Origin of the sequence: Labrys sp. (in: a-proteobacteria), from assembly GCF_047605565.1 — a bacterium.
GTDB classification, from domain to species: Bacteria; Pseudomonadota; Alphaproteobacteria; order Rhizobiales; family Labraceae; genus Labrys; species Labrys neptuniae.
This window is the reverse complement of sequence record NZ_JASGFM010000038.1, coordinates 1-25,418: the sequence shown is the minus strand read 5'-3', so window position 1 is coordinate 25,418 and position 25,418 is coordinate 1. Positions and strand designations below refer to the sequence as shown.

Here is a 25,418-nt window from a genome sequence, read left to right as displayed (position 1 = left end):
TCCTCACGAGACCGGTTGAAGCACCGCCTGGCGCTCGGTAATGACGGCATCGTCGCTGTCCCGTGCCGCCGGTGCGATGCGTGCCCAGCTGTTCCAGCCCAGGCGTGGTGGATCGCCCGCCTGGCCGAGCTGACAGAAAGGAACGTGCTCCTTCTTGAGAACGACCTGGATGTCGAAATCGAGCCCGCAACCGACGAACAGGCGGGTAAGCGCGAAGAGTTCCTGGATATTGCGGCTCCCTGGCGCCAGAGACAGATAGTCTCGATAGTCGAGAGGACCGATCACCACGCGGAAGGTGCTGGAGAGGTCCCGGATGGCCGAGCCTGCCATGGCATCGACGCCAAGGCGCACCGTGGCCGCCCGGGTCATCCGGCTCTGCTCGTGTTCGGGTACGCTCAGCCAACGGCCCTGGAAGAGCTCGATTTCGACCGGCAGGCCGCTCACTTCGCACAGCATGGCTCTCAGATTGCTGGCATTGCGGGTTCGCGCTGCAAAGAAGCCGCTGAAGCGCAGCAGCACGTCGTCGTCGGTGCCGCTGCGCTCCCGCAGCCTCGCAGTGCCGAAACCGGTGAGGGACAGCAATGTCTTGATGAAGCCGTTGCGCCCTTCACGGGTTCCCCAGCGCAGCAGCCGGGCGAGCCGGTATTTCTCGCAGGCATCGACGAACAGTTCGTCCATGCGGGCGCCGAACAATTGCAGGAAGGCCGCGAGCGAGGAGGATTTGTTGCGTTCCTCGCGCATGACGAGTTCGTTATAGGCTGGCGGCAGCGAACCCAACGGTCCGGCGAGCCCGGCGAGGGCGCTGCGCAGCGTCGCCTCACCTTCTTTCCGGCGAAAGCCCGATACCGGCAGGGCGGCCGGCGAGACACCGCCATGCGCCGTGATGGCAAGCTGCTCTCCGGAGGCCTGGGCGACCCGGAAGGCCGTGGTCGGCTCGAAACGGCCGGGGTCGCGTTCGAGCAGGTCGGCAAGGCTGTCTGTGTTGGGATCAGGAAGCATGGCGTGCAAGGGCCTCCTACAGCAGCGGCCGCTCGGCCGCGCGGGCGGGCCAGGTGGCGATCGGCTTGGATTGGCCCTTGATGGAGACGGTCAGCCGGGTGAAGCTGTTCACCGAGGTGTAGAGGCCGCAGAAGCGATCGAGCACGCTGCCGAACAGAAAGGCGGAAGGGCGATCGATTGCGGCCGGGTCGAATTCCACGGTGATCTCGGTGCCGGGCACCATGCCGCCCCGGATGCGAGCGGTGGCAGCTCGCGCCTCCACCCGGATGATGGCGTCGACGAGCTGGCGGGTCTCCGGCAGGTCACGGAAGGCGTAGAGCGAGAGGATGTCCTTGAGCGCCGCCCCGCCATTGTCGAACAGCGAGACATGGTTGAGCAGGAGATGCGACATCAGTCGCCAGTTGCGGCCATCCTCGTCGTTCATGCGCACGGCGGGTGTCGGGGCGATCAACGCCTCGATGCGCCCGACCGCCTCGTTGCCGAGCGCCAGCTTGAGATGGGGGTGGCCGCCTCCGAAGGGCAGGCGCTCGGGAAGAGCGCGATTGAGGCACCAGGCGTCGACACTGGCCACGGCATCGATATTGCCGGTAACCCGGCGGTTGTGGTCGACGAAGGCGATGTCGAGATCGCAGGTGCCGTCGTCGGGGTCGAAGCGCCGATAGCTTTGCCAATAGGCGGCGGCAGCGCCTGACCGCTGGGTGCGGCCGAAGAAGGGCTGGCAGGATTGCTGCTCGCCCTTCGATCCCGTCAGCGTCACTTTCTCGATGGAATAGATCTCGCGTGTCCGCTGCCGACGCGAGTCGGAGAGCAGCCGATATTCGGTGCGCGTGCCGTCGAGCGCGAGCGGCTCGCAGGTCTGGCGGAACAAATTGACCACGGGCGTCGCGTGCAGCACCAGATCCCGGCTGGTAACCGAGCGCTCGAGCTTGCCGTCCGTCTGGCCGAGATAGACGAAGATCTCCAGCCCGTCGCCATGCCAGCGCTGCAGCCCGTCGATCTCGAAGAACAGGAATTTCTGCGGCAGCGCGAAGAATTCCGTCAGCAGGCGGTAACCGGTAAAACTCGTGCTGGGATAGGGCAGCATGGTCTCGTCGGCCGAAAAGCCGACAGGCTTGAGGTGATCGGCCGGCAGGAAGATCGCCTTGTCGTCGTCGGCATGGCGCGCCAGTGCAATGCCCTGCGTGTGGTTGACGAGCAATTCGTACAAGGCGCTCGCCTGCCGCCAGGGCGAGGCAATGTAGAAACGCAGGCGCTTGACCCCGAGCTCCGACAAGGGACGCCGCCCTGCCAGGGAACGGATCGACAGCCGCAGACAGCCGGCCGCACCGGCATGGCGGGAAAGGGGGGCCTGGATCGGCTGTCCCGACAGCGTGACCGCGGTGACTTCCACCGGCGCGATTTCGACATCCTGCGTGGTCAGGAAGCGGCAGGTCTCGCCGCCGACCGGTTCGGCCTGCACCTCGGTGTGGCGCGGCAGGGTCTGCATGGCGGCCAGCGACTCGCCCGGTGCGAAGCGCACGATGCTCATGGAGGGCAGGGGGGCGAGATAATGCGGATAGAGCGTTTCGAGCAGGCCGTCGGTGAGTTCGGGAAATTCGTCGTCGAGCTTCTGGCGCACCCTGGCTGCCGAATAGGCGAAGCTCTGGATGAGACGCTCGACATGGGGATCGTCGGCAACCTCCCCGGTCAAGCGCAGGCGTCCCGCGATCTTGGGGAAGGCATCGGCAAACCGCGATGCACGCCGGCGCAAGGCCGACAATTCCTCATTGTAGCGCCGCAGGAACCCCTCAGCCATGTGCCGCCTCCACCTGGAAGCGCTGGCTGGTGGGATCGATGGTCGATTCGAAATTGATCGGCGGCATGCCGTCATAGAGGCGGAAGGTCGCCTCGATGCGCATGCGCAGCGCTCTTTCGCCCTGGGTGCGATTCTTGAGGATGGTCACGCGGATGTTCGACAGTCTCGTTTCGAACAGGGCGATGCGCCGCTCGATGGCGCGTGCCAGCTGCAGCTTGGCTTCGTCGGTGACCAGATTGGCGGAGACGATCCCTTCCACGCCGTAGCTGACCAGCGCGTCCCCGAGCTCCGCCAGCCTGTCCGGCGGGCTGGCCGGACAGCGCCTGGTATTGAGCAGCGCCTCGAGGTCGCGGCGGATGGCCTCGCGCATCTCCCGCGCCTGGTCCGCAAGGCTGAGGGCGGGGTCCTGGACGAGATCGGGTGTCGCGTCGAGCAATCGATCGAGGATCGAGCGCGACAGGACCTGTTCGCGGGCCCGGAACCGTTCGAGCGGATCAACCATGGGCAGCCTGCTTGTGACGGGCGACTTCCGGCATGCCCAGGGCCTGCATGTCGTGGAAGGAGACCAAGTCGTCGCCGGCCAGGAAGCAACGCTGGCCGCGGCCGGTGGTGATGCCCGAAGGTTCGGCGACCCACTCGGTCTCGCGTCCCAGCAAGAGCGTCTCGTTGCCTTCGGTACCCTGATAGATCGCCGGCAGCAGCACGGGTGCGGACGCGCCGTCGATCAGCGACAGCTCCGCCCGCCGGAAGGCGAGGTCGCGCGGCCGGGCGATCGGTTCCACCACCACCGAGGCGATCTTGGCGAAGTCGATCCACAGATAGGCGCCGCCCGTCATGATGACTTCGAGCGCATGCGGCACCCGATCGTCGAGGTCCCGGAAGTCGCCGATCGGCTTGCCGTTCCACAGCATCGGCTGTTCGCCGCGCAGCCGGTCCAGTGCCTCCAGCGCAGGTCTCGCCGCGCCACCCTCGCGATGGACGATGGCAAGCTCGATGGCGGCCTTGTCGAGCGCGCTCGGCCCCTGGGGAAATTCCGGCACGGCGCCGGCCTCGAACCAGGCCTTGCGGGCCGCCATGGCCCGCAGCTGGTTGCGCAACAGGGCAAAGCCCATGGTGTCCTGCGGCGCCAGGGTCACGGCCAGGCTGCATTGCGTATCGGCCCGCTCATAGTCCCCGGCGAGGACGAGCAGGTCGATATAGAGATGGCGGGCGTCCTTGTCCGAGGGACGGGCCCTCACATGGTCCTTGGCATCGTCGAGCGCCTGGCTCAGGGCGCCTTCGGACAGGGAACTGGCGATGCTGGCGGCGAGCGTCATGCGGTCATCCTTCTGGGCGGGGAGGCCGTATCGACGCCACTCGTCGGCGGCGCCATTTCGGCAATGAGGTGGAAGCTGGTCGACACGTCGTCGAGCTGGAAATGCGGCTGCAGCCGCACGGTGCAGATGAAGGTGCCTGGCTTGCCGGCGAGTTCCTCGACCGCAATGCCCGCCGAGCGCAGCGGATAGCGCGTGCGCAGGGGCAGGTCGGCATCGTCATTGCCGAGCGTATAGCCCGACAGCCAGTCCTCGAGCTTGCGTTGCAGCGCGGTGGCGTCGGCCAGCCGGCCGACCTGGTCGCGCATGATCACCTTGAGATAGTGGGAAAAACGTGAGGCGCAGAGCACATATTGCAGCATGGCGGCAAGGCGCGCGTTCTGGCGCGCATTTTCATTGGCGTAATGCTGGGGCGCATGGAGCGACTGGTTGGCGTTGAAGATCGCCGATGCGGACATGTAGGTGGTGCCGATCGGCACCAGCCCGTGATCGCAGAATTGCTGCTCCTGTCCGCTGGTCAGGCGCACTTCGACCGGCGGCTGGGCGGACAGGCCCTCGCTTTCGGTCGCAAAATCATAGGCGGCGAGTTCGGCCGTGCTCAACATGCCGCCGTCCACCGCGTCCTGGGTGACGCCGCGAATGTCGGCGAACCAGCCGGACTGGATGAAATTGCGGATGACGATGGTGGCGAAGGCGAAGGCGCCATTGCCCCACAGCAGACTTGCGCCATCCGCCGATACGGCTTCGCGGAAGGGGAAGCCGTCATCACGCCGGCGCGAATAGGGCTCGTAGGGCTGGCGCATCAGGACACGCGGCGCGACCAGGCCGAGGAAGCGCGTATCCTCATGGGTCCGCAGGCGGTTCCAGCGTATGCGATCGGGGCTGCTGTCGAGCCAATGAAGATCCTGCACGCGGTTGAGTTCGGAAAAGCTCTCCAGCCCGATCGCGCGCGGCGAGGCGCCGGCCACGAAGGGGCAGAATGCGGCCGCCGCCACCGGGGCCAACTGGGTCAGCGTGCCGACCACATCGCCGCCCCCCTGGGGATCGGTGGGCGAGAGGTGATAATCGCCGATGATGAGGCCATAGGGCTCGCCGCCCGGCATGCCGAATTCGCGATTATAGACCAGCTCGAACAGATGGCTCTGGTCGAAGTCCGATGCGCGTTCCATGCCGCGCGCCAGCTCCTTCCAGCTCAGCTCGAGCAGCTTGATCTTGACCTCGCTCGAGCGCGAGGCGACGCGCACCAGCATCGCCAGTCCGCGCCAGCGTGCCTCCATCGCCTGGAATTCGGGATGGTGCAGGATCGCGTTGACCTGGCGATTCAGCGCCTCGTCGATCAGGGCGATGAGCCGATCTGCTCTGCCTCGCAGCAAGTTCTCGAAACCTATCGTCGGAGATGGCTTTCGGAAGGAAAGCCGAAGGTGCCGCCGGGCGGGCCGGCGGCACGGCTCACTGTCTGTTCGCCGGCTCAGTTCTTGGCGGGAATGCGAGCGACCATGCGCAGCGAGGTCGTCAGTTCCTCCATCTGCAGCCAGGGGCGCATCCAGGCCACGGCATTGTAGGAGCCCGGCTTGCCCGGAACTTCCTGGACCGTCACCTTGGCGTCGCGCAGCGGGTAGCGCGCCCTCGTTTCCTCGCCGGCCTCGTCATTGGCGTTGACATAGTTGGAGATCCAGCGGTTGAGCCAGGCTTCGCAATCCTTGGCTTCCATGAAGGAGCCGATCTTGTCGCGGCCCATCACCTTGAGATAGTGGGCAAAGCGCGACGTCGCCATCATATAGGGCAGGCGGGCCGACACGGCGGCGTTGGCATTCGCCTCTGGCCGGTCGTAGAGCTTGGGCTTGTGGGCGGTCTGGGCGCCGAAGAACACGGCGTAATCGGTGTTCTTGTAGTGGCACAGCGGCAGGAAGCCGAGCTTGCCGAGTTCGGCGTCGCGCCGATCGGTGATGCCGACCTCGGTGGGGCATTTGAGATCGAGATCGCCATCGTCGCTGGAGAAGATGTGCATCGGCAGGTTCTCGACCTTGCCGCCATTCTCGGCGCCGCGGATGGCGGTGCACCAGCCGAATTTGGCAAAGGCCTCGGTCAGACGCGTTCCCATCACATAGGCGGCGTTCATCCAGCAATAATTGTCGTGCGGGAGTTCGCCGGTCTTGGAATCGCCGGTCTCGTCATAGCCGAATTCGTCGATGGGATGCGTCTTCGGTCCATAGGGCATGCGGGCGAGCACGCGGGGCAGGGCCAGGGTGACGAAGCGCGAATCGTCGCTTTCGCGCAGCGAACGCCACTTGGCATATTCCACCGTCTCGAAGATCTTCTCCAGATCGCGCGGGCGCGCCAGGTCGCGATAGTCCTCGAAGCCGAACATGCGCGGGCTCGCAGCCGAGATGAAGGGCGCGAAGGCGGCCGCTGCGATCGAGGACAGGCCCTGCAGCAGCTGGACGTCGTCGAAGGAATTGTCGAACTCGTAGTCGCCGATGATCGCGCCCATCGGTTCACCGCCGGGGGTGCCGAACTCGTCTTCGTAGATCGACTTGAACAGGCGCGACTGATCGAACTCGACGGCCTTGGACAGGTCCCTGGCGAGATCACGCTTGGAGGCGTTGAGCACCCGGATCTTCAGATTGACGCTGGTCTCCGAGTTCTTCACCAGATAGTTCAGGCCGCGCCAGGCGCCCTCGAGCTTGGTGAATTCGGGCGACTGCATGATCGTCGCGAGCTGGCGCGAGATCGTCTTGTCGATGGCGGCGATGGCGTTGTTGAGCGTCACAGTCAGGTTGCGGTCATAGACCACCGTGCCCTTGAGGGCCTGGTCGGTCAGGGTGCGCAGCAGGTCCTGGGCGCGATCCGGCTCGGTCTGGCGGGTGGCCGACACGACCTTGGAGAGCAGGTTCTCTTCCGCTGTCGTTTCGACGACGACGTCACGCTTGGCTTGGGTCTTGGCATTCATGGCTCGATCCTCGTGTCGCTGCGGCGTCAGTTCGCCGAGCCGTCCTTCTTGTTGCCGCCGAGTTCACCGACCAGCTGCTTGATGTCGGACTGGTTCTGCAGGATGTTTTCGAGCAGCCGTTCCAGGTCCTCGGAGCGGTCGGCCTTGCTCATCAGGTCGCGCAGCTGGTTGCGGGCGTCGAGCAGGGCCTTGAGCGCCGGCACCTGATTGACGATCGCGCCGGGTTCGAAATCTTCCATGCTCTCGAATTTGAGATTGACCGCGAGGTCGGTGCCGTCATCGGCCAGGGTGTTCTCGACCGCGATGTTGAGGCCGGGCGTCATGCGGCGCATGACGTCGTCGAAATTGTCGCGATCGATCTGCACGAACTTGCGTTCGCCGAACGGCTTGAGCGGCTGGGTGGGGTTGCCGGAGAAGTCGCCGAGCACGCCGACGACGAAAGGCAGTTCCTTGACCACCATCGCCCCTTCGGTTTCGACCTCGTACTTGATGTGGACCCGGGGCTTGCGCACCCTTTCGAGCTTGGCGTGAACGCTTTCCATCTTGGTCTTCCTGTCTGTGCCAAGGGCACGTTGGTAAAATTGGGCACGTTGATAAAATTAGGCCGCAGATAAATTTCTTGCGTCGTTCGGAACGGGAAACGGCCAGGGCGACGAGGGTTTCAATTCCCGCACGGCGCCGAAGGGTCTCTCAATTGTCCCGTTTTTCGGTCTTGGCCTGGATCCCGGCCGCGGTCAGGACGGCGTTGCGCGTCTGCGCCTCGGGAAGGAGCTCGGCCAGCAGTTCGGAAAAGTCCATGCGCCCTCTGCGCACCAATGTTTCGATGGCTAAGGAAATCGGTGAGTGCGGTTCCGTCCGCCGGAAATGGCGGGCAACGGCGAGCAGGATCTCGAAAGCCTCCTCACGCGAGGCGATGCTGCCGGGAACGAGGGAACGCGGCGCCGACGGTGCCGGAGCGGTCTCGGCAGCCGTGCCCGCCTGCGTTTCCGCCGCAGTCGCCGGCATGGCATCACTCTCTTCCGTGCCGAGGCCGGTGAGATCCCGGATGGCGGCCGCGACCTCCTGCAGGACGTTGCGGGTGTTCGAGCTTGGCGGCGCCCGGTCCCCGCAGCGTTCGGTCAGCACCGTCGCCAGCTTGGCAAAGGAGGCGATGCAGTCGTTGACCACGGCCAGATGGGAGGCCATGGCAGCCATTCCCGCTTCCGTGGCCGCCTCGTGCAGGAGGTCGCGACGCTCGGCTTCTCCAGCCCGCTGGGCGAGCTGATAGTCCCACAGGGAATGCTGGGCGAAACTGCCATTGGGGACCAGCGAGGTCAGGCGAATCGCCTGGATCAGGGACCCTTCGCTATTGACGCCATTGAGGCCGGCAAGAGGAGCCAGTCGTTCCTCGATATCGTCGTCGCCGATGGAGTGCAGCTCCTCCCAATAATTGTCCAAAAGCGACATCATGGCGGTGAAGCTGTCCCGTAGGCCCTCGAAACCACGCAGCCTGAGTTGCGCCTCGGCGAGCCAGGCAAGGATTTCGATATCCTTGCTGTTGGACGACAAGATCTGAAGACCTAGTTCATTGACCTCATGCCAGGCGGGCGTAAGACGAATATTATCGTTCGGAGACGCGCTCCGCTCGACGCTTCGAGCAGCATTGCGAGCGTCCTTAATCCGATAATACTTTTCCTGATATTTGGGAGCTACCCTAATATTCTCGCCGCAAGGGCTATCCTGCCCAAGTGGAGAGATAATCTCCCTTAAATCCATCAGCACAGCGGCCCCAAGCTTTAAACTCCTGACACATCCCGATGGCAGTCTGCTTCCAAAGGCTCAAGCATTCTGTTTCCAAAGGTACAGTAATGTCAATGCCACAGCCCGTATGATGAATGAATGACGGTATATGGTATTACCTTACAGTTTTCCAATTGATGAAGAATCATATGAATCATGTCGCGCGAATGTCATCAAAATGTCATGTACTATCGTACCGCACTAACGGTGGTAGACTCGCAGTGGTGTACCGGTATCTTGGCTTTTGTAATAATAGCTCTATAGACGGAAAATAGGAATCCTGCTTAACTCAATTGACGTTACGGCGCACTTGCGCATAAGCAGCAAAACCTACGTGGAATTCGTGGATGCCGAATATCGATCTCAACCAACTTGTCAGGATGTTGGGACCGGAGCTGCGTGTCGCTCTTGAGACAGCTGCGTCCATCGCCGCACGCAACGCAAACCCCACTGTGGAAGTGGCGCATTGGCTGAGCGGGCTCGTTCAGGCCCCCGGTCTGGTGGCGCGATTTGAACAGGCGGGGATCGGCGTCGACGCGCTCAGGCGAGAGCTCGACCTCGCCATCGCCGACCTGTCGCGGGACAGCCAGGCACAATTGACCCTGTCGCAGAATGTCCTGGCGCTCGCCCGCGAGGCATGGCTGGTGGCTTCGCTGCAGTTCGGGCGCAGCCGCGTGGAGTTCGGCGATCTCCTGGTGGCCCTCGCTACCGAGCAGAGCCTTCGCATCGTGGCGAGGGCGACGGCCCCGAGCCTGCGCGACATCGACCTCAAGGCGGTCGAAGCGGCGCTCGCCGAGCTCAAGACGGCGGAGGTGGACCCGGCACCGGCAGGCGCGACGCCGGCCGCGGGGGCAGCCGGCGAGAGCGATTTCCTGCGGCTTTATACCCAGGACATGACGGCGGATGCGCGCTCCGGCCGTATCGACCCGGTGATCGGGCGTGACCGTGAGCTGTGCCAGGTCATCGACGTCTTGATGCGGCGCCGGCAAAACAACCCGATCCTGGTCGGCGAGGCCGGAGTCGGCAAGACGGCGATCGCCGAGGCCCTGGCCCTGGAGATCGCGGCCGGCAATGTACCGGCCATGCTGAAGGACGTCCGCCTGCTGTCGCTCGATCTCAGCCTCCTGCAGGCGGGGGCCGGTGTGAAGGGCGAGTTCGAGCGCCGGCTGCATGGCGTGGTCGATGCGGTCAAGGCCTCGTCCGTGCCGATCATCCTGTTCATCGACGAGGCGCACAGCCTGATCGGGGCCGGCGGCCAGGCCGGGCAGGGCGATGCCGCCAACATACTCAAGCCTTCGCTGGCGCGTGGCGAGCTGCGTACCATCGCTGCCACGACCTGGGGCGAATATAAGCGTTTCATCGAGCGCGATGCGGCCCTGACACGGCGGTTCCAGACGGTGAAGGTCGACGAACCCGACGAAGAAACCGCGATCCGCATGCTCCGCGGCGTCGCCAGCGCTTTCCGGTCCCACCACAAGGTGCGCATTCGCGACGAGGCCCTGGCTGCGGCGGTACGGCTGTCGGCGCGCTACATTCCGGCCCGGCAGCTGCCCGACAAGGCAATCAGCCTGATCGACACGGCGGCAGCGGCGGTATCATTGGGCCGCCAGGCGGTGCCCGAGGCGATTCGCACCCTGCGGGGCGAGCGTGAATTGCTCGAGGTCGAAACGGCTTGGCTCGCCAAGGAGCCCGAGAGCGCCGAGGGCCTGGAACGGCAAGGCTGGATAGCCACGAGGCTGGTGGCCATCGCCGACGAGATCGAGGCGCTCGAAGCTCGTTTCGAGGCCGAGGCCCGACTAGTGGAGGAGGCCGATCGGCTGGAGGCGATCCTGTCGGGCGAGGACGAGGCGGGCGAGCCGTCATCGTCAGGGGGCGAGGAGGGCAATGTCGCGCCTTTCCCCGAGCAGCCCGGCACCCGCGAAAGCGCCCGCGCCGCGCTGGCCGAGGCCGAAGGGAGCCTGGCCGCCCTCACCGGCGAGACGCCTCTGTTGCCGCGCGCCGTCGATCGCGAGGTGATCGCGGCCCTGGTGGCACGCTGGACCGGCATTCCCGTCGGCAAGCTGCTGACAGACCAGGTCGAGACGGTCAAGACGCTGGAAGCGCGCCTGAAGGAACGCGTCATCGGCCAGGACGGCGCCGTCGGCCGGGTCGCTTCGGCGATGCGCACGGCCAGGGCCGGGCTCAACGATCCGCGCCGCCCGCCCGCCGTGTTCCTGTTCGTCGGCATGTCCGGCACCGGCAAGACCGAGACGGCGCTGGCACTCGCCGATCTGCTCTATGGCGGCAGCCAGTATCTGACCACCATCAACATGTCGGAATTCAAGGAGGAGCATAAGATCTCCATGCTCCTCGGCTCGCCCCCCGGCTATGTCGGCTATGGCGAGGGCGGGGTGCTGACAGAGGCTATCAGGCGCCGGCCCTATGGCGTGCTGCTGCTCGACGAGATCGACAAGGCCCATCCCGGCGTCCAGGAGATCTTCTACCAGGTCTTCGACAAGGGCACGCTGCGCGACGGCGAGGGCCGCGACATCGATTTCAAGAACACCACCATCGTGATGACGGCCAATACCGGCTCGGACCTGCTGGCGACGCTTTCGGCCGATCCCGATACCATGCCGGAAGGCGAGGCGCTGGAGGGGCTGCTGCTCGGCGAGTTGCAGAAGCAGTTCAAGCCCGCCTTCCTCGGCCGCACCACCATCCTGCCCTTCATGCCGCTTGGCCGGGAGGCGTTGTCGGGCATCGTCGACATCCAGATCGGGCGCATCCAGGACCGCGTCGCGGCGAGCTATGGCAGCGAGGTGGTGCTGCTGGCCCCGGCGCGCGAGGCCCTGGTCGCCCGCGCCGGCACCAGCGAGATGGGCGCGCGTGCCATCGAGGCGATGATCGCGCGCGAACTCCTGCCGGATCTGTCCACCTTCTTCCTCGATCAGGTCACCGCCGGAACCAAGGCAGGGCGGATCGAGATCGGATTTGACGGCCACCGTTTCAGCATTGCCGCTGAGCCGGCGGCCGCCACGGAATTCGCCAGGCCGAGGAAACGGCCGGCGGATAAAGCAGCCTCGAATGGCAAGAAGGCTCATTCGGATGCGGTACGACCCAGAAAGGCGCGAGCGCCTTGACCTGTCTTAAGCCGATTCAACTTCGAACAGGAGAGAAGTAGTATGCCGATTTATCTGCAGCTCGATGGTATCCAGGGCGACGCCACCCAGGAACAGCACAAGAAGTGGATGGATATCGAAGCCATTCACTGGAACGTTTCGCGCAACATGAACACTTCGGCGGGTTCGGCCGCCAACCGCGAAGCCTCCGAGCCGACGATTTCGGAAGTGATCCTGACCAAGGTCAGCGATTCCTCTTCCACCCGGCTGTTCCAGGAAGCCTGCTCGGGCCGCACGGGCAAGACGGCGGTGATCCATCTGGTGTCCACCGGCAGCCCCGGCAACACCTATATCGAATACACGCTGACCAACACGCTGCTCGCCAACTATTCGGTCGATTCGAATGGCGATCGCCCGGTCGAGACGATCCGGCTCAACTTCACCAAGATGCAGGTGAAGTACACCCCCTACAACGAGGACAACACCTCCGGTTCGCCGACGATCGCCACCTACGATCTGGCCACGACGAAGGCTGCCTAAGCACCTCCGGCATGATGACGGGGCGCCTCCGATCCGGCGGCGCCCCGGACCTTTCGACGGCTTTCCGGTCCGGTTCCGGAGAAGCCTTCCAGCCATATCGAACGACAATCGCAAGGGAGTGGCATGGTCGATTTCAGCGTTTCCTCTGCAAGGCTCAGCGTAAGGCCGCTGGTTCCGGCCGACGTGCCGCCCATTGCCCGCATGGGCCGGGCCCCCAACCTCGACTACTTCGCCTATGCCCCGGGGCCGCGCGAAGCCGGCGGCAGGGCTGCCACGGTCGGGGCGGCCGCGGCCTTGTTCCGCCAGGGCTCCGAATTGCTCAACGAATATTCGCTGACCTATGCGCTGCGGACCTGGCTGAAGAACAATGATCAGCCGATCTCCCAGGCGATGGACGCCAAGGGCCATACGGTCTTCGTGATGCAGGTGACCTATTCGCTGGCGCAGGGGGCCGATACCCGCGCCTTCATGTGGCGCAGCGCCTATTTTCTCGAATCGGCCCGCAGCCGCGCCGAGCTGGAGCCGACCCTGGCCAGGCTGGTGCAGGGGCCATGGATCGGCCCGACGCCGCCGAACCGCTCGATCAGCTATGTGACGGTCTATCTCCTGGGAGAGCGGATCAGCCACTGAGCATCGACTTCGCATGCGGCGCCGGCGCCAGGCCGGGGCCGCGATCGAAACGGGCAGGCCCGCGGTGAGGCGAACTCGCCACCGCCGCCGGCCAGATGATACGGGGACAGGCATTCGATGGACGGCGACGCCAGCTCAGCATCCTATATCCAGGCCGAACGCATTCTGCGCATCGAGACACCGCTGGGCGCCGACGTGCTGCTGCCCGAGCACGTGGAGATGCGCGAGGCGGTGAACGACCTGTTCACGCTTCATGTCGCGGTACGCTCCAAGAAGACCGACATCAAGCCGAACGAGATCGTCGGCAAGCTGGTCGACGTCTCGCTCGAACTCGGCCAAGGCGAGCGGCGCACCTGGAACGGGCTGGTGGTGCGCCTGGTGGAAGGGCCGCCGGTGACGCGGGGCATGCGTTCCTACCAGCTCGAGATCCGGCCCCAGCACTGGCTGATGAGCCAGCGTTCGGACTGCCGGATCTGGCAGGACAAGACCTCGCTCGACGTTGCCCGCACGCTGCTTTCCGAGCACAAATTGCAGGCGCCGGTGACCTCGGGCGTCATCCCCGAACCCAAGCCCCAGCATTATTCGGTGCAGTATAACGAGACGGATATCGCCTATCTCCTGCGCCGCCTGGAGGAAGACGGCCTGTTCTTCTGGTTCGAGCATGAGGGCGGCTCGGCAGGCTCGGTCGCCGCCAAGCATGTCATGCACATCGCCTCGCATGTCTCGGGCTATACCAGCGGGCCCGAGACCGATGTGCGCCTCGCCATGGGCTCGAGCGACCGCAACCACCTCACCAAGTTCGAGCGCAGCTTCACCTATGTGCCCGGCAAGCGCTCGGCGGGGGACTGGAACTTCCTCACCCCCGGCTCCGTGCCCTCGGGCGAGACGCCGAGCCTGGTGTCGCTGCCGGGCAACGAGGCCTATGAGCTCTATGAATACCCGATGGTCGGCGGCTACGGTTCCGACAGTGCTTCCGAAGGCATCGCCAATGACCGGGTGGAGCGACAGTCCAAGCTGAGGATGCAGGCGGCCGAGGCCGATTACGAGCGCATTGAGGGCGCTTCCTCCATCCGCACGCTTTCGCCCGGCCGGCGCTTCAAGCCCTATGACGTCGCCAATCCCGGCAACAGCTACGAGGAGCACGTCACCTTCCAGATCGTGCATGTGGCGCGCGACCGCTCCTACGAGACCAATGAGGGCGAGCCAGACTATTCCAACCGTTTCATCGCCTTGCCGAGCCGGGTGCCGGCGACGCCCCACCGCTCGACCCAGCGCCCGCGCATCGACGGCACCGACATCGCCATCATCGCCGGTCCGCCGGGCGAGGAGATTCATCCCGACAAATATGGACGGGTAAAGGTGTGGTTCCCCTGGGACCGTCGCGCCAAGAAGGACGGCACCGACACCTGCTGGATCCGGGTGGCACAGAACTGGGGCGGCGGCAATTGGGGCGGCCAGATCATCCCCCGCGTGGGTATGGAAGCGATCGTTTCCTATCTCGGCGGCGACCCCGACCGGCCGATCATCACCGCGCTGGTGCCGAACGAGCGCAATCAGGTGCCTTATGAGCTGCCGGCCAACAAGACGCGCTCGACCTTCCGCTCAAACTCCCACAAGAGCACAGGCTTCAACGAGTTTTCAATGGAGGACAAGACGGGCGGGGAGAACATGTTCTTCCATGCTCAGAAGGATCATACTACCCGCGTCCTCAACGATCGCACGGCCCGCGTCGACAGCCATGACGTGCATTCGGTCGGCGGCAACCGCTCGGTCGAAGTCGCCAGCAATCAGAAGCATGAGATCGGCGGGTCCTATCACCTTACGGTTGGCGGTACCGGCGCAGGGGCACTTGGGGCTTTGGCCGGAGTAGCTGGGCTCGCGGGACATACGGCAGGGCTTCTCCAACAGGCGGGCGCCATTGCCGGCGATAGTGGCCCGGCGCTTGGCAGTTTTGCAATGTCGGTTGCTTCGTCGGCACTCGGTTTCCTGTCAGGGGGAGGGCTCAGCGCTCGGGACGGCGTGGTGTCCGGCTCCAATCCCCGCGCCGATGCGGGTACGGCCCTCGCCGGTGCCGGCACGGGGGTGGGCCAGGATGTCGGCGGCCTCTTCTCCCTACCGGGCATGATGTACACTGTCGCCGGTACCTTCAAGCATGACAGCATCGGCATTGCCCGTGCCGAGCAGATCGGCATGAGCAAGGTTACAAATGTCGGCATCGCGGCTCTCGAGAGCGTCGGCAAGTTCAAGAAGATTGCCGTTGGCGAAGAATTTGTCATCGAAGTCGGCAATTCAAAATTGGTCATGAAATCGAATGGCGAGGTGATCATTCTCGGCAAGAAATTCAACTTCGTCGCCACGGAGCATTTCCAGATGCGTGGCAAGCCTATCGACCATAACTAGTAGCGGCCATCCATGGAACTGATCAACAGGACGCCGCTACAGGCTTTCGCCTTCCGGCAGTTCGACCGTAATGGAAAGCTTGATTGTGTCGTCGCCGTTCGCGGCACCTTCCTCCATCGGCAGGGCGAGGTGGTTGCGTTGTCAGCCGAGCAGGAGGGGTTCCAATGGACCGACGCCTACGTGGGCGATCCCCATGAGGGGATCATGCTGCGTCAGACCGATCTGACGCCGGAAAAACCTGGTACGGATATTACATTCCTCGGCAATACCTATCCTCCGAACGGTCAAGCCTCGAAAAGTTGGACTTGCTCACTGCGAGTGGGAGCAAAGGAGAAATCTCTAAGAGTATATGGCGAGAGGCATTGGAGGCCGATCTTAAAAGATGTACGGGCTGGATTCTCGAACGGTCACCCTGAGGGCATCCTTCAGGACTGGAGTCTTGATGGCCCTCTTCCGGCGGCGCGCGTTCCGCTGGACTGGCATCATGCCTATGGCGGCACCGTGCCCGGTACGGGTGATATAGAGCGGGAAATACGTCCGGACGTCGAAACAGCCAACCCACTTGGCTGCGGCATCGTGAACAGCCATTTTGAAGCTGATATCGCAGGTATACGGGCGCCGTCCATCATGGCCGTAGATGAGACCAATCTTGATTGGCGAACGCGTTACCGGCCCGAGGGTTTTGGCCCGATTTCTCCATGGTGGCGACCTCGTCAACAATATGCGGGTACCTATGACGATGCGTGGTTGGCGCATCGGCACCCTCTCTTGCCCTTGGACTTCGATCCGCATTTCTGGCAATGCGCTCACCCCGATCTGATCGCTGAGCCGTGGCTGAAAGGCGACGAGGATTATGCGCTCAGCAACCTCCATCCCGATCTACCACTGGCGCATGGACGATTGCCGGGAGTCACCCTCGGCGTTCGATGCGAGCAGGAGGGGAGCGACAAATGGTTTCTATCCAGTCTAGACGGTGTGCAATTCGATTGGCGAGAGGGCGAGACAGTGCTCTTGACCTGGCGGGCTCGCTTTCCCTTACCGGAGGCTGACGATGTGCGGCTGACGCTCAACCGGGTGGTGTTCTCCCAAGAGGAAAGACGACAAGTGGAGGCCCAGGAAGCATGAGTCTGCCCCCTCCCACGGATAATTATGCGGGAGAGCCGCAATACCCCTCGTCCTGGACTACTAAACGGCCGCGTGAGGGATTACGGGACAATGATGCTGCACGTATCGTGTCCCTGTCACCAGACGTCTGTAAGACCCCGATAGGCTCCTCGACGCCGCCGATCCCCTATCCCGTCGTTGATTTCTGTGGGCACGACGAAAACTACACCGAGTCCGTGCGCTTTACCGGCCAGAAAGTGATGGTGCTGCGATCGAACACCTGCCATGTCCATGGTGACAAACCGGGTAAGGCCAAAGGTGTGAAATCGGGCACGGTAGAGGGCATATGCGAGCCTATTGAAGGGGCCGACTTGGTGCGGGCCGAAGGTTCACCTATCATCACCCATCTCCATCGCTGCCATATGAACAACAAGAATACGGTGGGAGAAGCCTATTTCGTCTGTGATACCGCGACATATCCTGCGCCTAAAGATACCGATCCGATACCAGGATCGCTGCGCTTTGCGGGCTATCAGGACCTTGACAAGATATTTGGCCGCGGAACATCCCTTCCTCCTGGTTCCTATCAAGTGGCCGAAGCTGCAACAGGCACGATGAATGACGCTGGAGGTGGCTATCGGGGGGGAGGTTCAAGCAGCACGACCACCGCCCCCCAATCTGGTGGCGCAACAACCACCGTGCCTGAAACATCATGGGCATCGAAGCTGTTACGCTGGAGCATCTTTGGGCGTGCCGAGTCTGCCGCCAATATGATCAATGACGTAAGCGGGGGAGCTCTCAATCGACGGCGCATTGAGAATCTTGTCGGGGAGTTCGATTTTTACGCAACTACTCCCAATCAAGGGTACACCCCGGAACAGATGGCTATCTGGGCAAAGGGGGCTGCTGAAGTTCGAGCAACAGCCCTACCAGCCGGCGACATGGAATCTTTTGAAGCAATTAAACAAAAAACAATCGACGCCGTTATGTCGTCTGCATCGCAGACTCAAGCAAAAGTCTCCGCAACCGCGGTCGGTAATGTTCGAGTATCTTCGCAGCGCGACGCCTGCGATGACATCTGCAAATTGGCCTGTGATTGTTTGAAGGACAGAGGAGGAGCGAGAACCTACACCCAATGTGTAGGTAAAAAGCTGCGCGACGCTAACTATGACAAGAACGGACCTAGCCGGCCTGACGGTTCACCGCGATATCCCGCAAGCCCAGATGCTGATGGCGCGCGTCCTGAAGTAAGTTATGATCCAAAAAACGATTATAAGCCAGTGCCTGCGGGCAGTGATCCGGAGATGCCTACCTCACGGGATGTTGTGGCTGGTGCACCAAGACCTGACGTTTCCATGTGGAAAGACGGCAAATTGTGGAAAATATTCGAACTCAAATTCCCGACAAGCGCCGGTGGAGTGGATGGAGAGACCACAATGCAAGCTCGCGGCGAATACAGAAAAATTGCTGAAAAAAATGGACTTGACCCTGAAAAAGATCTGATCCAGCTCGATGTCAAGGAACATTGCGACTGCGAATCTGGTAAAGCAAAGTCCAATGCTCCCTGTTAATTGAGGAGGAATTTGTGGAATATCCTTTCGATTTAAAGTTAAATCCGAGAGATATTGAAGAGCGTGGCGTTCTTCGCGCGGGGAGTGGTCATGCGATACGCTCTCGTGTTGGCATATTGTTGTCGATCTATTTTCTGGAGGGCTGGAGAAGAGAGAAACGCCAGGCGCTCTTCGAAAATCTGAAGGACTATCTCAGCTTGTTCGGTGACAAGATTACACATTTTCACCCCGCTGGTGATGGCAATAACAAACGCATGCGTCGGTACAAGGGCATAATCCCCGAAGAATTTATAAAAATTACTACCTTAAGCAAAACAGACACCGCTTATCTGTTTGTAAAACATGTCGATATGGCGGAAACGGACGACCCTTCACTCTACATGTTCATGGCTTTCGGTCATGAAGAGGGGACACGAAATCCTCTTTCAGGGATGAAAGTGCACTTTCCACCCAGCTTTGTGTTCGAGAATCCTGATCGTTACGTTGAGTTGGTAGCGCGTTGGTGTGACCGTCTCAGTGCGATTCATGGTTCGTCCGGCCTGGGGGTCCTATCCAGGCCTGGCGCCGAGATGATGGAAGATGCCTACCACTATCCCTGGCTGATGCACTATTCTGGTCTCGAATATGATGCGATGGGCGACTATTGGGCGGAATGCAGTGAAGGGGGCTATGAACAGCCGCGTTCATCGAACTGGCTGACCATTCTTGGCTCCGCCAACATCGACGCTCTGGGCGGTGACGAGGTGATGATCCGTAAGAAATTGACACCCGATATCGAAGTAAGGCGGTATTCAGGCGGCGTCGTTCTGCGAGCCGGCAAGCTTCCGGTGCTTGGGACAGCCGAGACGGGTGGCATTCCTAAAACATATCAGACCGTGGCCCGCTTCATAAAGCCGATCCGATTTGAAGGCTATCGGTACAATATCATGAAACTCCCACGACCAATGTTGGACCTCGATCGGGAGGTCAGGCTTCAAGTTACGTTGAATTGGCTTAGACGTTTTGATCAATAAGAAAATATTCAAACAGTTACGATCAAGAAGCAGGCATCAACATGAGCGCTACTGATCACGGAATCTCGATTGTCCCTGTGGAGTTCGGTTGGTCCGCCTCGTGCATAAGCGAATTGGAACTCCATGCCATTCTTGACGCATATTTCAGCTCAAATACAGCGTGCCAAAGAACTTTATCCGCCGATGCTAACATCGGCTGCATCGTCGATACTCGCGGGCTTCGGTGTCCCTTTCCTGTTCGCGAGATGCGCAGCGCCTTCATGTCCTTGTCAAAGGGGGCTCGCATCGTTCTCCTGACAGACGATCCTGTAGCCGCGATCGACATTCCACATGCCGTTATGCAGGACAGCAATCATTTGCGGTTAAGAACGCGCACGGGGAACGTCGATGTCTTTCTTGTCGAAAGATCATGACATCATCTCCTCTATGGAGAAGATTTGCATGTGCTGCCTCCGAATGATCCCCAACGATCAAGCGACGTGTGATGGTAGCGTCCCGGACTTCAGGAAATATTATGAAAATCACTTATCGGGTTGCGGCGACATTACTTGCGACCTTTGTTGCCCTTGTCGTTTTGCATCCGGGTAGCTCCGCCCAAGCCGCCACCACCTGCGAGCACCGAGCCGCGCCGGTTGGGGCGAGCGGCAAGCGGGTGGCTGTGATCGTCGGCAATGGCGGTTATAGCAACGGCATTCCGGCCTTGCCCAATCCGGCTCGGGATGCGCAGGCCGTGGCCAAGGCGATGGGGGCGCTTGGCTTCGAGATCTTCCTCGCCGGCGATGCTGACAGCGCGAGCCTGCAGAACTGCCTCGCCACCGCCTATGCCGGTGCGGTCGGGGCCGATGTGGCGATGTTCTATTATTCCGGCCACGGTATCCAGATCAGGGATGAGAACTATCTGGTGGCCACCGATGCCACCTCGAAGGATCTCCAGCATGGCTTCGTGCCGGTGCAGCCGATCGTCGATACCCTGCAGAAGGGCGCCAAGGCGACTTTGGTTTTCCTCGATGCCTGCCGCAACAATCCGATGGCCGAGGGCGGCCAGGCCGGGCTTTCGGTCTCGACCGGGCGCGGCCTGGCCCGGGTCGAGGGGGCGGGGGCTGCGGCAGCGCCCGGCACGGTGCAGGCGCGCGGGCTGATGGTGGCCTATGCCACCTCGCCCAATGCAGTGGCGCTCGACGGCAAGGGCGAGCTCAGTCCCTTCACCGGCGCCTTCGTCAAGACGGTCGGCACCTCCGGCTATTCGATCCAGCGCATCATGAGCGACGTCACCAAGGCGGTTGGCGAGGAGACCGACTGGGCCCAGACGCCGTGGATGAAATCCTCGCTGACCGACGAGCTCAAGCTCGGCGGCGGCCAGACCCTGGCCGAGGCCCAGTCGATCTCCGACAATCATGCCGCCCGGGCCCAAACGCTACTCAACACCAATGGCAGGCGGGAGGAGGCGATCGTCGAGGCCCTGAAAGGCCTGCCCGCGGCGCCCGACGAGACGGCGCTCCTGCGCTTTTCCAAAGCCTATGTGGCGCTTTATGCCGCCGTGCAGAGCCGCGAGGCCTTGCTGCCGGTGAAGCCCGGCTTCTCCCAGGTGGCGGTATCGACGCAGGGGCGGGTCGCCGTCTACCAGATGAGCGCCGACTACCAGTCCGGCGACCTTACTCTGTGGTCGGTCGCCGAGAAGAAGGCGCTGGCGAGCCTGCCGACCAAGGGCAGGGTCTCGAAATTCCTGTTCAGCCCGCACGGCAATCTGCTGGTCACCGAGATGGACAATGTGGTCACCGTGTGGAACGGGCTCGATGGCGCCAGGCTCTTCGACCTGAAGGCCGGCGGCTATGTCACCTCGATGGAATTCAGCCCGGACGAGAGCCGGCTGCTGCTGGGCGGCGACGGCTCCAGCGCGCTGACCGTCATCGATGTCGCCAGCCGCAAGCCGGTATTCACCGTGAAGTCGGGCCAGCTCACGCAGCCCGGGGGCAAGGCGCGGGGCGGCCGTCTGGTGCAGGCCAATTTCGGCAGCAACGATACGATCTGCTTTTCGCTCGACAGCAGCGGCGACAAGCGCCTGCTCGGCGTCTATGACTTGGCGCAGAAGAAGACCATGCGGCTGCGCGAGGCGAGCAATGCCGTCACCGTCTCCGTCTGCGATCCCGCCGGCAAATATATGGTGCGCACCTATGCCGTAGGATCGAGCGAGCAGGGCATGGAGATCTGGGACCTGGCCACCGATGCCGTCAACCTGGTCAAGGCGCCGATCGCCAACATCATGGGCATCGACCCCGACGGCAAATATGTCGGCGTGATCGCCTTGGACGCAGAGGTCCAGGGCATTTACGACCTTGCTACCGGCAAGAAGGGGCAGCCCGCCACGGTGCCGCCGGGCTATGTCATCTACGGCAGCCGGGTGCGCAATGCCGAGGGCGGCCTGGTCAGCCAGGACATCAATCCCAATGCCTGGCGCGACTGGCCGGATGAGAGCCTGCATGGGCCGGGTCTGGTGGAGAAGGCGCTGGCGGGATTGACCCCGGCGCAGCGCGAAGAGGTTGCGCGGGACAGGATCACCTTCGCCGAGGTCGCGGCCAATCCGTGACCCCGTGCAGTGATCGGCCTGGGCATGCTCGGGCGTTTCTGTGAAGGCCGTTCGTTTGCGGCGGAGGGGGCTCATAATCACCCCCTCCCCAAATCACCCCACTTCCCCTATTCCCCTGCCTCGCGCATGATGGCGTGCGCCTTTCCGGCGCCCATCATGCCAGCAGGGAAACAACCATGCCGAACCACCCCTCCGATGCCATCAGCGCCTTCGGGCCGGATTTCCCGTTTGCCTATGACGAATGGCTGGCCCATCCGGCCGGGCTCGGCGCGGTGCCGGCCGACAAGCATGGCAAGCGGGTCGCCATCATCGGGGCGGGGGCAGCCGGGCTGGTAGCCGGCTATGAGCTGATGCGCCTGGGTCTCAGGCCTGTGCTCTATGAATCGGCCCGTCTCGGCGGGCGGCTGCGCTCGCAGCGTTTCGAGGGCACGGACGGCATCATCGCCGAACTCGGCGGCATGCGCTTTCCGATCTCCTCGCGCGGCTTTTACCATTATGTCGACCTGCTCGGCCTGGAGACGCGGGATTTTCCCAATCCGCTCACGCCGGCGGCCGGCTCCACCGTGATCGATCTGGAGGGCGAGACCCTCTATGCCCGCACGCTGGACGATCTGCCGCCGCTCTACCGGGAGGTCGCCGACGCCTATCACCAGGCGCTGGAGGAGGGGGCCCAGTTCTCCGCCTTGCAGGCGGCGATGCGGGCGCGCGACGCCAGGCGCATCAAGGAGATCTGGGATCCGATCGTGCGCGATTGGGACGAGCGCACCTTCTATGATTTCGTGGTGTCGTCGCAGGCCTTCCGCAAGCTGTCCTTCCGCCATCGCGAAGTGTTCGGGCAGGTGGGTTTCGGCACCGGCGGCTGGGATTCGGATTTCCCCAATTCCATGCTGGAGATCCTGCGCGTCAATCTCGGCGCCTTCGACGACGAGCAGCGCTATGTCGTCGGCGGGGTCGAGCAGGTGGCGCAGGGCATCTGGTCCAAGGCGCCGGAGAAGCTGGCGCATTGGCCGGCCGGCACCACGCTGGCCGGGCTCAATGCCGGCGCCACCAGGGGCCGCGCGCAGGCGATCGCCCACAATGGCCAGGGTGGCTTTGCCGTGACGGACCAATGGGGCAATCGCGACGATTACGAGGCGGTGGTGGTCACCTGCCAGAGCCATCTGCTCACCACCTCGATCGCCGCCGAGGAGAGCCTGTTCGACCAGAAGCTGTGGATGGCGCTCGATCGTACCCGCTACATGCAGGCGGCCAAGACTTTCATCATGGTGGATCGTCCGTTCTGGAAGGACAAGGATCCGGCCACCGGCCGTGACGTGATGTCGATGACGCTGACCGACCGCATCACCCGCGGCACCTATCTGTTCGACAATGGCGACGACAGGCCGGGCGTGATCTGCCTGTCCTATTCCTGGATGACGGATGCCTTGAAGGTGCTGCCGCTGCCGGCCGAGCGGCGGGTGGAGCTCGCCCTTTCGGCGCTGGGCAAGATCTATCCCGGGCTCGACATCGCCAGCCACATCATCGGTTCGCCGATCTGCGTGAGCTGGGAGGCGGACGAGAACTTCCTCGGCGCCTTCAAGGGGGCGCTACCCGGGCATTACCGCTACAATCACCGCATGTACGGCCATTTCATGCAGGCCGACCTGCCGGAGAGCCAGCGCGGCATCTTCATGGCGGGCGACGGCGTGAGCTGGACGCCGGCCTGGGTCGAGGGCGCGGTGCAGACGGCGCTCAACGCGGTCTGGGGCGTGATGACCCATCTCGGCGGCCGCTCGCCCGCCGAAAATCCCGGCCCCGGCGACCTCTATCCCACCCTCAAGCCGGTCGATCTCGGGGATTGAGGAGGAAGAGGGCACGGTTTTCGCTTGTCATCCTGCACGCACTGCAACGCATGGCGTTGCGGTGCAGATGCGGGACCGCAATCCGAGTGCGGCGCAGAATTGTCCTGCGGTCCCGGATCTGCGAAGCAGCACTGCATGCTGCATCGCGTCCGGGATGACAGGGCGCGATCACCCTCGCCCTTTCCCATAAAACCTCGCGATACGCTCGCGCAGCCATTGATGGGCGGGATCGCCCCGACGGCGCGGGTGCCAGATCTGGGTGAAGGGCACGGCCGGCAGCGTGAAAGGCGGCTCGAACAGGCGAAGACCGCCAGCCTCGATCGAGGCTGGCAGGATGCCGCGCGCCACGGTCAGGATGATGTCCGTGCCGGCGATCAGGCGCGGTGCCACGCCCCAATGCGGCAGGGTGAGGCAGATCCGCCGCTTGTGGCCGAGCGCGGCGAGGGTGCGGTCGATCTCGTTCTCGACATCGGCGCGCAGCGCCACCAGCGCGTGCGGGCGGGCAAGATAGGAGGGAAGGTCGAGCCGGCCGAAGGGCGGCAGGCCGGACCCATCCGCGAGACAGACATAGTGATCCTCGAACAGAAGCGCTTGAGCGAGTTGCTCGCCGAGATCGGGAAACACGCCGAAGGCGAGATCGATTTCACCATCGAGGATCTGGGCCGCCATCGCCTCCCGGCCCGCCTGGGTGACGAGCAGGTCGCTGTGCGGCGCCTCTGCACGCAGCAGCGGCACCAGTCTCGGCAGCAGCACGGCGGCGCCATAGTCCGACATCGCCAGCCGGAAGGTGCGCCGCTCGCGCGCGGGATCGAAGCCGGCCGGGGTCAGCAGATGGCGCATTCGGTCGAGCGCCTCGGTGAGATGAGGCTGGATCTCGAGCGCCCGCGCCGTCGGCCTGAGGCTGCCGCCCTGGCGTGTCAGCAGGGGATCGTCCAGCAACGTGCGCAGCCGCGCCAGGGCGTGGCTGACGGCCGGCTGGCTCTTGTTCAGGCGCAGGGCCGCGCGCGAGACATGGCGCTCCGCCAGCAGGGCCTCGAGGACGGTGAGCAGGTTGAGGTCGATGCCGGCAAGATTATTCATATGGTGCATAGTATGGATAGGAAATCGGAATTTCCATCTGAATTAGGCATGGCATAGACCTTCGGTGATCGAAGGAGACCGCCATGACCAACCCCGCTTCCCTGTTTCTGCTGCTGCCGGCCCTGATCGCAGGCGCGGTCGTGCCGTTCCAGGCTGGGGCCAATGCCACGCTTGGCCGGCTGCTCGGTCATCCGCTCTGGGCCACCCTGGTTTCACTGGCGGTCAGCATCGCGGTGATCCTGCCGGTGATGGCGGCCTTCCGTGTCCCGATCCCCACCATCGATGCGGCGTCGAAAGGGCCGTGGTGGATCTGGACGGGCGGACTTGCGGGTGTGATCTACATCACCGCCGCGCTTTTGCTGGCACCCCGGCTCGGCGCCGCCAATTTCATGGTGGCGGTGATCGCCGGCCAGATGATCGCCTCGCTGGCGATCGATCATTTCAGCCTGATGGGCTTTGCGCCGAGGCCGGTCAACCCGGCGCGCCTCGCCGGCGTCCTGCTCATCGTCGGCGGCATGGTGGTGACGCAATGGGCCAACGCCGCGCAGGCGGTCACCGCGCCGGCGCGCTGAGAGGCAGGGCGCATCCGAGCAGGCGGTCGCGGAGAATTCTTCTCCCCTTGTGGGAGAAGGTGCCCCGAAGGGGTGGATGAGGGGAGAAACGCAACCTAGAGCATGTCCTGCGATCGATGAATCGATTGTGATGTGACAGGTGGCTTGTG

20 protein-coding genes are annotated in these 25,418 nt (G+C 63.2%); 11 read left to right on the top strand and 9 right to left on the bottom strand.

Features of this window, described 5'->3' with window-relative positions; genetic code table 11:
• Positions 1-3: 3 nt before the first annotated feature.
• From tssG to tssA, 8 genes are all read right to left on the bottom strand, one after another.
• Positions 4-999, bottom strand: coding sequence for a type VI secretion system baseplate subunit TssG (gene tssG, locus QM672_RS25735; protein ID WP_415086011.1), 996 nt, complete (start codon positions 997-999; stop codon positions 4-6).
• A 16-nt stretch (positions 1,000-1,015) separates the two neighbouring features.
• Positions 1,016-2,794, bottom strand: coding sequence for a type VI secretion system baseplate subunit TssF (gene tssF, locus QM672_RS25730; protein ID WP_367624113.1), 1,779 nt, complete (start codon positions 2,792-2,794; stop codon positions 1,016-1,018).
• Positions 2,787-3,296 (bottom strand): type VI secretion system baseplate subunit TssE, encoded by a 510-nt coding sequence (gene tssE, locus QM672_RS25725; RefSeq protein WP_311933458.1) that lies wholly within the window; start codon positions 3,294-3,296, stop codon positions 2,787-2,789. Before tssE ends, tssF begins: the two co-directional genes overlap by 8 nt.
• Positions 3,289-4,110: a type VI secretion system accessory protein TagJ gene (locus tag QM672_RS25720; RefSeq protein ID WP_415086007.1), complete on the bottom strand. Its 822-nt coding sequence runs from the start codon at positions 4,108-4,110 to the stop codon at positions 3,289-3,291. Before QM672_RS25720 ends, tssE begins: the two co-directional genes overlap by 8 nt.
• Positions 4,107-5,495, bottom strand: a complete 1,389-nt coding sequence (tssC, locus tag QM672_RS25715) for a type VI secretion system contractile sheath large subunit (protein WP_415086065.1) — start codon at positions 5,493-5,495, stop codon at positions 4,107-4,109. Before tssC (QM672_RS25715) ends, QM672_RS25720 begins: the two co-directional genes overlap by 4 nt.
• Positions 5,496-5,575: 80 nt before the next feature.
• Positions 5,576-7,057: a type VI secretion system contractile sheath large subunit gene (tssC, locus tag QM672_RS25710; protein WP_311933454.1), complete on the bottom strand. Its 1,482-nt coding sequence runs from the start codon at positions 7,055-7,057 to the stop codon at positions 5,576-5,578.
• Between the two features lie 26 nt (positions 7,058-7,083).
• Complete coding sequence (tssB, locus tag QM672_RS25705; protein ID WP_068288619.1) at positions 7,084-7,599, bottom strand: type VI secretion system contractile sheath small subunit; 516 nt, start codon at positions 7,597-7,599, stop codon at positions 7,084-7,086.
• A 148-nt stretch (positions 7,600-7,747) separates the two neighbouring features.
• On the bottom strand, positions 7,748-8,812 hold the full coding sequence (tssA, locus tag QM672_RS25700; protein ID WP_311933453.1) for a type VI secretion system protein TssA: 1,065 nt from the start codon (positions 8,810-8,812) through the stop codon (positions 7,748-7,750).
• Between the two features lie 371 nt (positions 8,813-9,183).
• Between tssA and tssH the strand changes: the two genes are divergently transcribed.
• From tssH to QM672_RS25650, 10 genes are all read left to right on the top strand, one after another.
• Positions 9,184-11,955: a type VI secretion system ATPase TssH gene (tssH, locus tag QM672_RS25695; protein ID WP_415086004.1), complete on the top strand. Its 2,772-nt coding sequence runs from the start codon at positions 9,184-9,186 to the stop codon at positions 11,953-11,955.
• 42 nt (positions 11,956-11,997) lie between these two features.
• Positions 11,998-12,474, top strand: a complete 477-nt coding sequence (locus tag QM672_RS25690; RefSeq protein ID WP_068288623.1) for an Hcp family type VI secretion system effector — start codon at positions 11,998-12,000, stop codon at positions 12,472-12,474.
• Positions 12,475-12,597: 123 nt separating this feature from the next.
• The gene (locus QM672_RS25685) at positions 12,598-13,104 is read left to right on the top strand and encodes a hypothetical protein (protein WP_322431029.1); all 507 of its coding nucleotides are present in this window, start codon (positions 12,598-12,600) and stop codon (positions 13,102-13,104) included.
• Between the two features lie 117 nt (positions 13,105-13,221).
• The gene (locus QM672_RS25680; RefSeq protein ID WP_415086001.1) at positions 13,222-15,504 is read left to right on the top strand and encodes a type VI secretion system Vgr family protein; all 2,283 of its coding nucleotides are present in this window, start codon (positions 13,222-13,224) and stop codon (positions 15,502-15,504) included.
• Positions 15,505-15,516: 12 nt separating this feature from the next.
• The gene (locus tag QM672_RS25675; RefSeq protein ID WP_415085999.1) at positions 15,517-16,629 is read left to right on the top strand and encodes a DUF2169 family type VI secretion system accessory protein; all 1,113 of its coding nucleotides are present in this window, start codon (positions 15,517-15,519) and stop codon (positions 16,627-16,629) included.
• 107 nt (positions 16,630-16,736) lie between these two features.
• A complete protein-coding gene (locus tag QM672_RS25670; protein ID WP_415085997.1) occupies positions 16,737-18,179 on the top strand; it encodes a DUF4150 domain-containing protein in 1,443 nt (480 codons plus the stop codon).
• 14 nt (positions 18,180-18,193) lie between these two features.
• Positions 18,194-19,192, top strand: a complete 999-nt coding sequence (locus QM672_RS25665; protein WP_415085995.1) for a type VI immunity family protein — start codon at positions 18,194-18,196, stop codon at positions 19,190-19,192.
• Between the two features lie 41 nt (positions 19,193-19,233).
• Positions 19,234-19,605, top strand: a complete 372-nt coding sequence (locus tag QM672_RS25660) for a sulfurtransferase TusA family protein (protein ID WP_415085993.1) — start codon at positions 19,234-19,236, stop codon at positions 19,603-19,605.
• Positions 19,606-19,844: 239 nt separating this feature from the next.
• Positions 19,845-21,776, top strand: coding sequence for a caspase family protein (locus QM672_RS25655; RefSeq protein ID WP_415085991.1), 1,932 nt, complete (start codon positions 19,845-19,847; stop codon positions 21,774-21,776).
• Positions 21,777-21,952: 176 nt separating this feature from the next.
• Positions 21,953-23,617 carry a flavin monoamine oxidase family protein gene (locus QM672_RS25650; RefSeq protein ID WP_415085989.1) on the top strand — a complete coding sequence of 555 codons (1,665 nt, stop codon included), beginning with the start codon at positions 21,953-21,955 and terminating at the stop codon, positions 23,615-23,617.
• A gap of 168 nt (positions 23,618-23,785) precedes the next feature.
• Here QM672_RS25650 and QM672_RS25645 read toward each other — a convergent pair whose 3' ends face one another.
• Positions 23,786-24,697, bottom strand: a complete 912-nt coding sequence (locus tag QM672_RS25645) for a LysR substrate-binding domain-containing protein (protein WP_415085987.1) — start codon at positions 24,695-24,697, stop codon at positions 23,786-23,788.
• An 83-nt stretch (positions 24,698-24,780) separates the two neighbouring features.
• On the opposite strand from QM672_RS25645, the gene QM672_RS25640 reads away from it, so the two are divergent.
• The gene (locus QM672_RS25640; protein ID WP_415085985.1) at positions 24,781-25,269 is read left to right on the top strand and encodes a DMT family transporter; all 489 of its coding nucleotides are present in this window, start codon (positions 24,781-24,783) and stop codon (positions 25,267-25,269) included.
• The last annotated feature ends 149 nt before the right edge of the window (positions 25,270-25,418 follow it).